At 63.7% G+C, this 12,930-nt stretch carries 12 protein-coding genes; 6 read left to right on the top strand and 6 right to left on the bottom strand.

The genetic code is table 11. From position 1 onward, the window contains the following. The first annotated feature begins 32 nt into the window (after nucleotides 1–32). Complete coding sequence (locus tag LQD11_RS06180; RefSeq protein ID WP_238616746.1) at nucleotides 33–1,112, top strand: sulfate/molybdate ABC transporter ATP-binding protein; 1,080 nt, start codon at nucleotides 33–35, stop codon at nucleotides 1,110–1,112. A 29-nt stretch (nucleotides 1,113–1,141) separates the two neighbouring features. Here LQD11_RS06180 and LQD11_RS06175 read toward each other — a convergent pair whose 3' ends face one another. The 3 genes from LQD11_RS06175 to LQD11_RS06165 form a co-directional block, all read right to left on the bottom strand. Then, a complete protein-coding gene (locus tag LQD11_RS06175) occupies nucleotides 1,142–1,621 on the bottom strand; it encodes a DUF456 domain-containing protein (protein WP_238616745.1) in 480 nt (159 codons plus the stop codon). Between the two features lie 132 nt (nucleotides 1,622–1,753). After that, the gene (locus tag LQD11_RS06170) at nucleotides 1,754–2,539 is read right to left on the bottom strand and encodes an alkaline phytoceramidase (RefSeq protein ID WP_238616744.1); all 786 of its coding nucleotides are present in this window, start codon (nucleotides 2,537–2,539) and stop codon (nucleotides 1,754–1,756) included. Nucleotides 2,540–2,597: 58 nt separating this feature from the next. Then, entirely contained in the window at nucleotides 2,598–3,122 is a 525-nt protein-coding gene (locus LQD11_RS06165; protein WP_238616743.1) for a retropepsin-like aspartic protease family protein, read from the bottom strand. Nucleotides 3,123–3,248: 126 nt separating this feature from the next. On the opposite strand from LQD11_RS06165, the gene LQD11_RS06160 reads away from it, so the two are divergent. Next, a complete protein-coding gene (locus LQD11_RS06160; protein ID WP_238616742.1) occupies nucleotides 3,249–4,880 on the top strand; it encodes an inorganic phosphate transporter in 1,632 nt (543 codons plus the stop codon). A gap of 3 nt (nucleotides 4,881–4,883) precedes the next feature. Here the strand turns inward: LQD11_RS06160 and hslO are convergent, their stop codons facing one another. Continuing rightward, nucleotides 4,884–5,741, bottom strand: coding sequence for an Hsp33 family molecular chaperone HslO (gene hslO / locus LQD11_RS06155; protein ID WP_238616741.1), 858 nt, complete (start codon nucleotides 5,739–5,741; stop codon nucleotides 4,884–4,886). Beyond that, on the bottom strand, nucleotides 5,738–6,106 hold the full coding sequence (locus tag LQD11_RS06150) for an arsenate reductase (RefSeq protein WP_276315667.1): 369 nt from the start codon (nucleotides 6,104–6,106) through the stop codon (nucleotides 5,738–5,740). The genes hslO and LQD11_RS06150 overlap by 4 nt, the downstream gene beginning before the upstream one ends. 223 nt (nucleotides 6,107–6,329) lie before the next feature. Here LQD11_RS06150 and LQD11_RS06145 point away from each other — a divergent pair, with 223 nt between their 5' ends. The 4 genes from LQD11_RS06145 to ppk1 all read left to right on the top strand — a co-directional run bounded on the left by LQD11_RS06145 (nucleotide 6,330) and on the right by ppk1 (nucleotide 11,382). Then, nucleotides 6,330–6,914 carry a superoxide dismutase gene (locus tag LQD11_RS06145; protein WP_238616739.1) on the top strand — a complete coding sequence of 195 codons (585 nt, stop codon included), beginning with the start codon at nucleotides 6,330–6,332 and terminating at the stop codon, nucleotides 6,912–6,914. Nucleotides 6,915–7,153: 239 nt separating this feature from the next. After that, nucleotides 7,154–8,332 carry an acetylornithine transaminase gene (locus LQD11_RS06140; RefSeq protein ID WP_238616738.1) on the top strand — a complete coding sequence of 393 codons (1,179 nt, stop codon included), beginning with the start codon at nucleotides 7,154–7,156 and terminating at the stop codon, nucleotides 8,330–8,332. Nucleotides 8,333–8,342: 10 nt separating this feature from the next. Continuing rightward, entirely contained in the window at nucleotides 8,343–9,278 is a 936-nt protein-coding gene (gene argF / locus LQD11_RS06135) for an ornithine carbamoyltransferase (RefSeq protein WP_238616737.1), read from the top strand. A 25-nt stretch (nucleotides 9,279–9,303) separates the two neighbouring features. Further along, nucleotides 9,304–11,382, top strand: coding sequence for a polyphosphate kinase 1 (ppk1, locus tag LQD11_RS06130; RefSeq protein ID WP_238616736.1), 2,079 nt, complete (start codon nucleotides 9,304–9,306; stop codon nucleotides 11,380–11,382). A 3-nt stretch (nucleotides 11,383–11,385) separates the two neighbouring features. Here the strand turns inward: ppk1 and ppx are convergent, their stop codons facing one another. After that, nucleotides 11,386–12,885 carry an exopolyphosphatase gene (ppx, locus tag LQD11_RS06125; protein ID WP_238616735.1) on the bottom strand — a complete coding sequence of 500 codons (1,500 nt, stop codon included), beginning with the start codon at nucleotides 12,883–12,885 and terminating at the stop codon, nucleotides 11,386–11,388. Between the last annotated feature and the right edge of the window lie 45 nt (nucleotides 12,886–12,930).

Below are 12,930 nucleotides of genomic sequence, written 5' to 3'. Positions count from 1 at the left end.
CTTTCAGACAGACCACATCCCGCGGACAGCCCATGAGCATTGAAATCGAACACATCAACAAGCGCTACGGCCATTTCGTGGCCGTGGACGACGTCAGCCTGTCCCTTCCCGAGGGTCAGCTCACCGCCCTGCTGGGTCCCTCCGGATCCGGCAAGACCACCCTGCTGCGCATCATCGCCGGCCTGGAATTTCCCGACTCGGGACGCATCCGTTTCCATGGCGAGGATGCCACCGATGTCCACGTCAGTCGGCGGGGCGTCGGCTTCGTGTTCCAGCATTACGCCCTGTTCAAGCACATGACCGTGTTCGACAACGTGGCCTACGGCCTCACCGTCAAACCCCGGCGTCTGCGACCCGGCAAGGCCGAGATCCGGACACGGGTCATGCGCCTGCTGGAACTGGTACAGCTGGACTGGACCGCCAACCGCCTTCCCTCCCAGCTCTCCGGCGGACAGCGGCAGCGCATCGCCCTGGCCCGCGCCCTGGCGGTGGAACCCAAGGTGCTGCTGCTGGATGAACCCTTCGGCGCACTGGACGCCAAGGTGCGCGCCGAACTGCGGCGCTGGCTTCGCCGCCTCCACGACGAGATCCATCTCACCAGTGTGTTCGTCACCCATGACCAGGAAGAGGCTCTGGAGGTATCGGACCGGATCGTGGTGATGAACCAGGGCCGGGTGGAACAGGAAGGCACCCCCGAGGAAGTCTACGATCACCCCGCCAATCCCTTCGTGTTCAGCTTCCTGGGCCAGGTCAACCTGTTCCACGCCCGGGTCCAGGACGGACAGGCCCGCATCGGCGATCTGGCCCTGCCCACTTCAACACCGGAAGATCAGCCGCAAGGCCACGGACTGGCCTATGTCCGTCCCCACGACATCGAGATCCTGCCGGACGGCAGCGCACAAGGCGCACTGGCGGCCGTGATCGAAGGCATCACGGTGGTCGGGCCAACTGCCCGCCTCGAACTCAAGGTGGCGGGCGGCAAGGACCTGATCCACGCCGAGCTGCCCAAGAGCCGGCTCAGGTCCCTGGGCTTGTCCCGGGGCTCGGACACCTGGGTGCGGCCCCTCAACAGCCGCGTCTTTATGGACAACGGCACGCGGGCCACCGGCTGATTGCGGGCCTGTCGGGTGGGCCGCCATCCCTATAAGAACCGCACTGCCAAAAACAACGCCACCATGGTAATGCCCAGAGCCAGCTTGGCGGCGGTACCCAATATCAGCCCAAGGGTGGCCCCCCAACCGGCACGCCCAGCGGCCACCAAGTCGCGACGGGCCGACAGCTCACCCAACACGGCACCCAGAAACGGACCCAGCAACAAACCGATGAGTCCAAAAAACATCCCCACCACGGCTCCCAGGGTGGCTCCGAGGATGGAGCGGCCGGATGCCCCATAGCGCCGGGCACCGAAGGCACCTGCCACAAAGTCCGCCAGAAAGGCCAGGGCCGCGAGCAGACCCAGCACGATCAAGGTTTTCGTACCCACGTGGGCGAACCCCTCCGCCCAGGCCGCGGTCCACAAACCGGCAAACAAGAGCAACGGACCCGGCAACGCCGGCAGGACAAGTCCCACAAGCCCCAGAATGATGAGCAGAACGGCAAGGAACCAGGTAATGGCAAGCATGGGGAGGCTATCAGTGGATAGGGGTGTACCGGGTCAATCGTACACCAGCCCCTGAGGTTTCCACCCTGCCCTGGCCCTACTTCTGAAAAACTTGATGCCAACGGCAGGCCCAATGCCTTTCGAACAGCATCATCATTGATCCGGAGCTGGACGAAAGGGGCGCCACCGACGGCGACGCAGCATGCGCAGGACCCAGTACACACTCAGGGCGGCCAGGAGGTGCTTGAGGGTGTGGCCACTCAGGACTCCACCGGTGAGCTCATGGATGGGATGGTCGAGCCTGTCGGCAGCCAGTGCCAGCAGATACCAACCGGCTGCCACCAGCAGATCCGCGTCGCGGGTGTAGGCGCCGGGATGGAGCAGCACCAGCAACATCCCCAGGACCAGAGGCAGGGCCTGGGTGAGCATGTAGAGGCGCAGATCCCCGGCTCCCTGAAGTTCGGTCCAGTACCAGTGGATGGCGCCCATGGCACCGAACACGAGCAACACCGGCAGAACCACCATGATCCGCTGATCAGCGAGCCGATCCGACATGATGGCGGCCAGGATGGCCATGAAAGCCAGGCTCATGGCCAGACGGTCCCAGAAAAGCCGCCCATGGTCCGGGGCCCAGTGGTAGTAACCCGAGCCGATGCCCACCAGTATCACGGCGCTGAAAAAGGCCAGATAGGGCCAGGACTGTCGCGCCTCGCGGAACCGGTGAGGATGACGGCCCACCCAGATCACTCCCAGTACGCCCACCACCACAAAGGCCAGATTGGAGGCCACGTCAGGGAAGTTCGGGATACCCAGCCAGGTCCTGTCGGCCGCGAAATCATGGTAGCTCTCGGGCTGCGGGATGGGTGGCAGGGCGAGAAAGCCCGTCACGACCAGAAACCCCACTCCCAGCAGAAGACCCGTGCGCCAGTGCATCCTCATGGGGACAGCATACTCCCGCGGCCCGAGCCTCGGTGCTCAATCTCTCTTGCGCACCCGGTCAAAGACTTCCAGGGGGCGAGAGTTCCATGCGCCCGTCGCGGACGCGAATGTCGAAATGATTCAGAAAGCTCATCCCCAGAAGCGCCCTGTCGCCGCTCATGTCCGGCATGATGACGGCCCGGACCCGGTGTACCACGACATCCCCAAGGCGTACCTCATCCAGCACGGTAAGATCGCCCTGGACGCGGCCATTCGCGGTCTCGAACCAAGCCCTGCCGGTGGATTGCAAACCCAACTGCTCCGCCAGGGAGGCGGGCACGGCCACATAGGTGGCGCCGGTATCCAACAGGAAATGCACCGGCTCGCCATTGATCCGCCCGGTGGCGAGGTAGTGTCCTGACCGGTTCCGGTGCAGGACGATGCCCGCACCGTGCTCACCGGCATCACCAAGCAGGTGCAGATTGGGATTGTGCTGTCGCTCCAGCACCCCATGGTAGAACCACGTGCCGGTCGCCAAGACCAGCATCCAGAACAACGCCAGCATGATCCAGCCGGCACGACGTGCGGATTGATCGTTGTTCATGACGGCCCTGCTCACGGATGGAAGTTGCCAAAAGGATAACAATCCCGTTACAAAGTGCCACCTTGATGCAAGGGCGTCGCCGAGCGGCGTCGACGGAAAACAGCAAAGGCATGGGGAGATCCGAGCATGGCCAACACTTCATCAGCGAACGGCACCGGGGACGGCGGCTTGCAGCCACCCCTCGTCGGTGGGCAAGACGGAAGCAAGCATGCCGGAGAATCCGGACTGGGAAGATCGATCAGCTTTGGCATTGCCATCCTCTTCCTGATCGGAGTCGCGGTCTATGCCAAGCTGACGCTGGGTGAAGCCGCCGGCGCGGGTTTTGTCGTGTTCGCCGCGATCATCGGGGCTTACATGGCGATGAACATCGGCGCCAACGATGTCGCCAACAACGTAGGTCCCGCGGTGGGTTCCGGCGCGATCACCTTGCTCGGGGCGCTAGCCATCGCCGGCGTGTTCGAGGCAATGGGCGCCATCATTGCGGGTGGCGAGGTGGTGAACACCATCCGCAGCGGCATCATCGATCCGGAAATGATCGCCAACCCGGACACGTTCCTCTGGGTGATGATGGCGGCACTGCTTGCGGCCGCCATCTGGATCAACATTGCCACCGCCATGGGGGCTCCGGTATCGACCACGCATTCCATCGTGGGTGCCGTGGCCGGTGCCGGCATCGCCGCGGCGGGCTTTGCCATCGCCAACTGGGATGTGATCGGTCGTATCGTGATGAGTTGGGTCATCTCGCCCATGATGGGCGCGGGGATTGCCGCTTTCCTTCTGTATGTCATCAAGCGAACCATCACTTACCAGTCCGATCTGAATGCGGCCGCCATGCGCTGGGTGCCGGTGCTGGTGGCATTCATGGGCGGCGTCTTCGGCGTCTACATGATGCTCAAGGGCTTCAGCCGGATCATGAAAGTGGATCTGCACACGGCGGTGATCGTCGGGATGGTTGTCGCACTCCTGACCTATGCACTGGTCAAGGCGCTGCTGACTCGCATCGGAGAAGTGGAAAACAGCAAGACGGGGGTGAACCGACTATTCAACATTCCGCTCATTTTTGCCGCCGCCATGCTGAGTTTTGCCCATGGATCCAACGACGTCGCCAACGCGATTGGTCCGTTGGCCGCCATCGTCGAGGTCACCCGTACCGGTGGCGCGGAAATCACCCAGGCGGCCCCCATCCCGCTCTGGGTGATGGTGATCGGGGCGCTGGGCCTGGCGGTGGGTCTGTGGCTGTTCGGTGCCCGCGTCATCCGCACGATCGGCAGCGAAATCACCGAAATGGACCAGATGAGGGCCTACTGCATTGCGATGTCCGCGACCATCACCGTATTGATTGCCAGCGAACTCGGTCTCCCCGTGAGTACGACGCACGTGGCCGTTGGTGCGGTCATGGGGGTCGGTTTCCTGCGCGAGTACCTGAAAACAAACTACGACAAGATCCTTGCAGAGATACGGGAACACCATGCGGACGAGGAACGGGAATCCCTCGACCGCTTCATGCGCGCATTCAAGGCAGCCGACATCCGCGAGCGCGGCATCATGCTCAAAGCACTCAAGGCGAAGAACCGGGCGCGAACCGAGGCCACCGTCATCTCGAAGCGGGAAAGAAAGCGCATTCGCAAGCTTTATCGCAAGGAGTTGGTCAAGCGGTCCCTGGTGATCCGGATTGTCGCCGCCTGGGTGATCACCGTCCCCTCGACGGCCCTGATTGCGGCGTTCCTGTTCTTCACCATTCGAGGGTACATGCTCTAAGGCTTAATGCAGCGTGGGCGGTGCCTCATCGAAGATGGCCGCGATGGCGTCCCGATCCAACCGATATTCCCGGTTGGCCAGGTCGTCCCGGACGATCACGGCGCCCTGCTCCTGCAACACCGACTCCACTTCCTCCCGTCCCAGGGAACGCAGCATGGCGCGCACCTTGTCCCAGTCCTCGGGGGTCTCGTGAATCACTGTGCGGGCATCGAAGATACGGACCACCTCTTCCGGGAAAAGGCGGGAAAGCAGCGCATCCGGGGCCAGACTGATGAGTTCGTCGTCGGTCACCGTGGCGGCCAATTGCTCGACACGGTTCCAACCGTCGGGGTCACGGGTGTCCGCGGCGGGCAGTTTCTGCAGGAACAGGCCCGCCGCCCCTTCGGCGGTGGCCGCCAGGAACAGTCTTGAAGGCAACTGTTCGGAGAGGCTCAGGTAATGTTCGAAGATGTCACCGATGCCCTCCCCCTCCAACGGCACCACGCTCTGCCAGGGCTGACGCATGCTGGGCAAGTCCAGGGACAGCACCAGCTGACCGTCTCCCAGCAGCGTGCGGGCCGTACCTTGCTCGATGTCATCGCCGGACTGGGCCAGGGCACGCAGGTTGAGGCGCTCGTCACAGTCCACCACCAGCAGGGAGACCGGCCCGGTACCACGGACCTGGAACGTCACACGGCCGGGCTGTTTGAGGGCTTCGGTGACGAACAGGGAGGTGACGCACATCTCGCCCAGCAACCGGTTCACCGGCTCCGGATAGTGGCGATCGGCGATGATCCGCCGCCATACCGGCCCCAAGCGGACGACCGCCCCCCGGATGTCCAGATCGTCCAGCAGGAAACGCTGCAATACATCAAGGCTCACGACAAAACCTCCCGATACCGTTCGGCATCAAATCCCACCAGAACCGTCTCCCCGCATTCCAGCACCGGTCGCTTGATCAGGGTGGGATGCCGTGTCATCAGTTCACGGGCCCGAGTCTCGTCCAGACCTTCCCGCTCCATCTCGTCCAGGCGGCGCCAGGTGAGGCCGCGACGATTGATCAACGTTTCCCAGCCCGCCTGGCGACACCAATGCGGCAGTCTGTCGGCAACGACACCGGCTTTCTTGTAATCGACGAATTCATGGGCGATTCCGGCATTGTCCAGCCAGACCAGGGCCTTCTTCATGGTGTCGCAGTTCCTGATGCCGTAGATGCGACATGGATGCGGTGCATTCAAACCTGACATGTGGCCGAACAAGCTCCTGATGAGTGAATCAAAGGGGCTATTCTAGCGGGACCGGCCCCGTCTGTGGTGGCCCGATGTACGGTCTGGATCTTGCCTGTGCCGACCCGGGCTTGCATGACCCGACGCAAACGGTCAAGGTTTGCATTGTACCCTGGTTGTGCCCTATGTTTAGACTCTTTCCAAAACATGAACTGCCCGAGGCAGTCACAAGGAGAACATCGCCATGACGCACCAACTGCCTGAACTGCCCTACGCCAAGGACGCCCTGGAACCCCACGTCTCCGCCGAGACCCTGGAGTTCCACCACGACAAGCACCATGCGACCTATGTCACCAACCTGAACAAGCTGATCACCGGCACCGAGTTCGAAAGCCTGTCCCTGGAAGAGATCGTCAAAAAGGCCCCTGCCGGCGGCATCTTCAACAATGCCGCCCAGGTCTGGAACCACACGTTCTACTTCAACTGCCTGAGCCCCAACGGCGGCGGCGAGCCCACCGGCGCCCTGGCCGAGGCCATCAACACCGCCTTCGGTTCCTTTGCCGAATTCAAGGAGAAGTTTGCCGCCGCCGGCGCGGGCAATTTCGGCTCCGGGTGGACCTGGCTGGTGAAGAATGCCGACGGTAGCCTGGAGATCGTCAACACCAGCAATGCCGCCACTCCGATCACCGAGGCCGGCAAAACCCCGCTGCTGACCATGGATGTGTGGGAACATGCCTACTACATCGACTACCGCAATGCCCGGCCCAAGTACATTGAGGGCTTTTTCAATGTCGTGAACTGGGACTTCGTCGCCGACAACTTCGGCTGAAAGACCAGGACACCAGTCCGGTAACCCCCATTCGCGGACAGGCCCGCGCCCACGCATCTTTCCGTGGGCGCGGGCTTTCCGGGTTCACCATATCCATGACGACGCCAAGGCCTTTGCGCCCCACGTCAGGGCATCGTATGATGGGCGTTTCAGTCATTACCTAACCGGCGCCCCGAGCGCCCGTGAACAGCCGGCAGCCATGGGCTGCCTTTTTTCGTTTTTGGAGGGGAGCAAGCCGAATGTCAGACGCCCTCATGCGGAACTACAAGCGCCAACCCGTTGCCTTCGTACGGGGAGAGGGCCCCTGGTTGTGGGACGATCAGGGCCGGCGCTATCTGGATGCCCTGTCCGGCATCGCCGTCTGCGGCCTGGGTCATGCCCATCCGGCCGTGACCCAAGCCCTGTGCGAACAGGCTGGACAACTCATTCATACCTCCAATCTCTACGAGATTCCCCAACAGACCCGACTTGCCGAGCGCCTGACCGCGCTGGCCGGCATGGATCGGGCCTTCTTCTGCAATTCCGGCGCCGAGGCCAACGAGGCCGCCATCAAGCTGGCCCGCCTGCATGGCCATCACAAGGGCATCGCCCGCCCCACCGTGATCGTCATGGAAGGCAGCTTCCACGGCCGCACCCTGGCCACCCTGACCGCCACCGGCAATGCCCGCATTCAGGCAGGTTTCGCCCCCCTGGTGGAAGGCTTCATCCGCGTGCCCCACGGTGATCTGGCGGCGGTGGAAGTCCTGGCGGATCACCCGGACGTGGTGGCCATCCTGGTGGAGCCGATCACCGGCGAAGGCGGCATCCGCATTCCCCCGGAAGGGTATCTCAAGGGGCTACGGACGCTCTGCGACCGCGCCGGCTGGCTGTTGATGCTGGACGAGATCCAGGCCGGCATCGGCCGTACCGGGACCTGGTTCGCTTTCCAGCACGAAGGCATCACCCCGGATGTGCTGAGTCTGGCCAAGGGCCTGGGCAACGGTGTCCCCATCGGCGCCACCCTGGCGGCGGGCGCGGCCGCCGACCTGTTCACCCCCGGCACCCACGGCACCACCTTCGGCGGCAATCCCCTGGTGTGCCGCGCCGCCCTGGCGGTGCTGGACACCCTGGAGCAAGAGGCCCTCCTGGCGCATGCCGACACCATGGGGCAGTCTCTGGTGGCGGCCTTCCGGAATCGCCTCGGCCGGCACCCCGCCGTGCGGGACATCCGCGGCAAGGGCCTGATGCTGGGCATCGAGCTGGATCGTCCCTGCGCCGAGCTGGTGGGCCTGGCCCTGGAGGCCGGCCTCCTCATCAACGTCACCGCGGAGCGGGTCATTCGTCTGCTGCCGCCCCTGATCATCGACCGGCCCGAGGCGGACCAGATCGTGGATATCGTCTCTGACCTGGTGGAACGGTTCGCGGCCCAGGCCGCCTGAGGAAATGCCCATGGCTGTGCGTCACTTTCTGTCCTTGCTGGACCTGTCCACCGAGGAACTGCGTCACCTGATCCACCGCGCCATGCAGATGAAGGCGCAACTGCGGCAGGGCGAGGCCTACGAACCCCTCAAGGGCAAGACCCTGGCGATGATTTTCGAGAAATCATCCACCCGTACCCGCGTCTCCTTCGAAGTGGGCATGCAACAACTGGGAGGACATGCCATCTTCCTGTCGCCCAAGGATACCCAGCTGGGTCGGGGCGAACCCATCGAGGACTCGGCCCGGGTCCTCTCCCGCATGGTGGACATCGTCATGATCCGCACCTTCGAACATGAGAAGGTGGAGCGGTTCGCCGCCAACGCCAGGGTGCCCGTGATCAATGGTCTCACCGACCTGGAACACCCCTGCCAGCTGCTGGCGGATCTGCAGACCTGGTTCGAACTGCGGGGCGACATTGCCGGTCGCACGGTGGTATGGGTGGGGGATGGCAACAACATGTGCCATAGCTACATCCACGCCGCCGAGCGTCTGGGGTTTGAACTGCGCATTGCCTCTCCGGAAGGCTATGATCCGGACCCGGTGATCCTGGCCGCCGCCGGCCGCAGCGCCGCCATCGTGCGGGACCCCATGGCAGCAGCACAAGGGGCCGATCTGATCGTCACCGATGTCTGGGCCAGCATGGGGCAGGAACAGGAACAGGCCGCCCGCCGTCGGGCCTTCGGGGATTATCAGGTCAATGCCGCCCTGATGGCCCGGGCCGCGCCGGATGCCCTGTTCATGCACTGCCTGCCCGCCCACCGGGAAGAGGAAGTCTCCACCGAGGTACTGGAAGGCCCGCAAAGCGTGGTCTGGGACGAGGCCGAGAACCGCCTGCACGCCCAGAAGGCGCTGATGGAATTCCTGCTGGTGGGCAATGGCAGACAGCAGGCGTTGTCACAGGAATGACTTACTGATGGGATAGACTGTGCGGATGACCGAGACCGAGATCGACCTGACCAATCCGGAACTTTACCTCAACCGTGAGCTGAGCCTGCTGGCCTTCAATCAGCGGGTTCTGGAACTGGCCAAACAGGAAACCATCCCGCTGCTGGAACGGCTGCGCTTTTTGTGCATCTCGTCCACCAATCTGGATGAGTTCTTCGAGATCCGGGTGGCGGGACTCAAGCAGCAATTACAGCTTGGAGTGAACACTCCCGGGCCGGACGGACTCAGCGCCACCGAACAGCTGACCCGGGTGGGTCAGCTGGCGCACACACTGGTGGACGATCAATACGCCACCCTCAACGACATCCTGATCCCGGCCCTGGCCGAGCAAAACATCCACTTCGTGCGCCGCACTCACTGGAGCGACGAACAGGCCGCCTGGGTCAAGGATTTCTTCGACCGTGAGCTGTTGCCGGTGCTGTCCCCGCTGGGGCTGGACCCGGCCCACCCGTTCCCGCGCATCCTCAACAAGAGCCTCAACTTCATCGTCACCCTGGAAGGCAAGGATGCCTTCGGTCGGGAAAGCCGCATGGCCGTGGTCCAGGCCCCGCGCTCCCTGCCTCGCCTGGCCCGCCTGCCCCGGGAAATCGCCAAGGGGGACTATGATTTCGTCTTTTTATCCTCCATCCTCCACGCCCACGTGGGCGAGCTGTTCCAGGGCATGACGGTCACCGGCTGCTACCAGTTCCGGCTCACCCGCAACTCGGATCTGTTTGTCCACGAGGAGGAGATCGACGACCTGCTGATGGCCCTGGAAGGGGAACTGCCCCAGCGTAATTACGGCGAAGCGGTACGGCTGGAAGTGGCGGACAACTGTCCGACCAAGGTGGCGGAGTTCCTGCTGCGCCAGTTCAAGCTGGGACCGGACGACCTCTACCAGGTCAATGGACTGGTGAACCTGAACCGGCTCATGGCCGTGCATGAACTGGTGGAACGCCCTGATCTCAAGTACCCCTCCTTCGTGCCCGCCCTACCCCCGGTCCTGACCGGGTCGGCGGATATCTTCCACACCATCCGGCGCGGGGATGTGCTGCTGCACCATCCCTATCAGTCATTCGTGCCGGTGGTGGAATTCATGCGCCAGGCGGCCCGGGACCCGGACGTGCTGGCGATCAAGCAGACCCTCTACCGTACCGGCGTGCGTTCCCAACTGGTGGACATCCTGATGCAGGCCGCCCAGGCGGGCAAGGAGGTCACGGTGGTGATCGAGTTGCGCGCCCGGTTCGACGAGGAGGCCAATATCCAGCTGGCCAACCGTCTGCAGGATGCCGGTGCCCACGTGACCTACGGGGTGGTGGGCTACAAGACCCACGCCAAGCTGGCCATGGTGGTGCGCCGGGAAAAGGATCGGATCCGGCGCTATGTGCATCTGGGTACCGGCAACTATCACGCGGGGACCGCCCGGGCCTATACCGATTACGGCCTGCTGACCGCCGACAAGGTGATCGGCGAGGACGTACACAAGGTTTTCCAGCAGCTGACGGGCCTGGGCAAGGTGTCCAAGCTGAAGAAGCTGTTGCAGGCCCCGTTCACCCTGCATTCGGGGATGCTGGAACGGATCGAGCGGGAGATCGAGCATGTGCGCTCGGGCAAGCCCGGCCGGGTATTGGCCCGGATGAATTCCCTGATCGAGCCCAGGCTGATCCAGGCCATGTACCGGGCCTCCCAGGCAGGGGTGCGAATTGACCTGGTGGTGCGTGGGGTGTGCTGCCTGCGGCCCGGGGTGCCGGGGATTTCGGACAATATCCGGGTACGCTCGGTGATGGGGCGGTTTCTGGAGCATTCCCGGGTGTTCTATTTCCAGAACGGCGGTGAACCGGAGATCTTCCTGTCCAGTGCCGACTGGATGCCACGCAATTTCTTCCGCCGGGTGGAAGTGGCCTTTCCGGTGGAGGTGCCGGAGTTGCGGGACCGGGTGCTGCAGGAATCCCTGCTGGCCTATATCTCGGACAACACCCAGGCCTGGGCGCTGCAGCAGGACGGCAGCTACCGGCGTCTGAAGGCGGCCTCCAACCACAAGCCCCGCTCGGCCCAGGATGAACTGCTCGGCAAGCTCACCAGCTGAGCTTCACTCCACCTTGAGTTTGAATTGGGCGGCCTTGAGGTGGCCTGACTCCCGCTCCAGATCCGCCCGGGTCAGGGGATTGGCCTCCAGCCAACCCGGGGCAAACCGCAACTTGAGACCCTGATCCTTCGCCTTGAGCCCGTCCAGGGCCGGCACCGTGTCCGTGCGGGATCGGTGCAGCAATACCGCCAGACGCAGCAACACGGCCAGACGCAGCATGGGACGACGCTCCAGGATGGGCAGATCGTCAAACAGCTTGACGGGAAACTTGCGCCGATGGGCACGCACCAGCAAGGCGATCCGCCGCTGCCCCTCCAGGGTGAAGCCGGACAGGTCCGCATTCTCCACCATATAGGCCCCATGCTTGTGAAACTGGCTGTGGGAGATGGACAACCCCAGCTCATGCAGACGCGCCGCCCAAGCCAGGCTGTCGGCATGGTCCTGATCCAGTCCCCAGGTCTCCGCCACCAGATCCAGCAGCCGCAGGGCCGTCTGCTCCACCCGCCGGGCATGATCCGGCTCCACCTGAAAGCGCTTCATGATCCCGTCGATGGTACGGGTGCGAACGTCCTCATGACTGATGCGCCCCAACAGGTCATAGACCAACCCCTCCCTCAGGGCGCCATCAGAGACCCGCATCTGCCCGATGCCCAGGGCCTCGAAGACCGAAATCAGCACCACGACTCCGCCGGGCAGCACCGGGCGCCGCTCCTCGCTCAGGCCCTTGAGTTCCACCTTGGCCATGTCCCCGGCCTTGATCAGGGCTTGACGCAGCAGGTGCAGCCCTTCCAGGGTGATGCCCTCCCGGCTCCACCCCTGCTCCCGCATGATCCTGTCCACCGCCAGCATGGTGCCCGAAGCCCCCAGGGCCTCCTGCCAGCCCACACGCCGGTAGGTTTCCTCGATGGGTTGAAGCTCCAACCGGGCACCGATCTCGGCCGCACGCCAAGCCGTTTCGGTGATAATGCCCTTGGGAAAATAGAGCCGCCCCATGCTCACACACCCCATGTGCAGACTTTCGGTGTGACTGGGTTCGAAGCGCTCCCCCAGAATCAGCTCCGTACTGCCGCCGCCGATGTCCACCACCAACCGCCGGCCGCCGTCATCCGCCAGGCTGTGGGCCACCCCCAGATAGATCAGGCGGGCTTCCTCGCGACCGCCGATCACTTCGATCGGATGCCCCAGGGCACGGGTGGCCAGTTCCAGGAACTCCTCGGCGTTGCGTGCCTTGCGCAGGGTGTTGGTGCCCACGGCGCGCACGCTGCCCAAAGGCAGGTCACGTACCCGCTGGCCGAACTGCTGCAGACAGTCCAGGGCCCGGGTCACGGCCTCGGGACCGATGAAGCCACGGTTGTCCAGACCGCTGGCCAGACGCACGGACTCCCGCAGACGGTCGAGCATGTGCACTTCGCCGTCACGGACGCGGGCCACGATCATGTGAAAGCTGTTGGAACCCAGATCGACGGCGGCGACGGTCTCGGGGGGCTTACGGCGTCGGAACATGAAAATCTCCCTCTCTTGCGGGGCCTCGATGATCGCCCCTCAAGG

Source organism: Ectothiorhodospira shaposhnikovii (genome assembly GCF_022227765.1).
GTDB lineage: Bacteria > Pseudomonadota > Gammaproteobacteria > Ectothiorhodospirales > Ectothiorhodospiraceae > Ectothiorhodospira.
The sequence above is the reverse complement of the archived record's forward strand: the minus strand, read 5'-3'. Positions and strand labels throughout refer to the sequence as shown.

What these genes read in the sequence shown, in the direction of transcription:
- LQD11_RS06170 (WP_238616744.1), bottom strand. Translation starts at nt 2,539, where the DNA reads ATGAGGATGCACTGGCGCACGGGTCTTCTGCTGGGAGTGGGGTTTCTG.
- LQD11_RS06145 (WP_238616739.1), top strand. Translation starts at nt 6,330, where the DNA reads ATGACGCACCAACTGCCTGAACTGCCCTACGCCAAGGACGCCCTGGAA.
- LQD11_RS06150 (WP_276315667.1), bottom strand. Translation starts at nt 6,106, where the DNA reads ATGTCAGGTTTGAATGCACCGCATCCATGTCGCATCTACGGCATCAGG.
- LQD11_RS06140 (WP_238616738.1), top strand. Translation starts at nt 7,154, where the DNA reads ATGTCAGACGCCCTCATGCGGAACTACAAGCGCCAACCCGTTGCCTTC.
- ppx (WP_238616735.1), bottom strand. Translation starts at nt 12,885, where the DNA reads ATGTTCCGACGCCGTAAGCCCCCCGAGACCGTCGCCGCCGTCGATCTG.
- ppk1 (WP_238616736.1), top strand. Translation starts at nt 9,304, where the DNA reads ATGACCGAGACCGAGATCGACCTGACCAATCCGGAACTTTACCTCAAC.
- LQD11_RS06165 (WP_238616743.1), bottom strand. Translation starts at nt 3,122, where the DNA reads ATGAACAACGATCAATCCGCACGTCGTGCCGGCTGGATCATGCTGGCG.
- LQD11_RS06180 (WP_238616746.1), top strand. Translation starts at nt 33, where the DNA reads ATGAGCATTGAAATCGAACACATCAACAAGCGCTACGGCCATTTCGTG.
- LQD11_RS06175 (WP_238616745.1), bottom strand. Translation starts at nt 1,621, where the DNA reads ATGCTTGCCATTACCTGGTTCCTTGCCGTTCTGCTCATCATTCTGGGG.
- LQD11_RS06160 (WP_238616742.1), top strand. Translation starts at nt 3,249, where the DNA reads ATGGCCAACACTTCATCAGCGAACGGCACCGGGGACGGCGGCTTGCAG.
- argF (WP_238616737.1), top strand. Translation starts at nt 8,343, where the DNA reads ATGGCTGTGCGTCACTTTCTGTCCTTGCTGGACCTGTCCACCGAGGAA.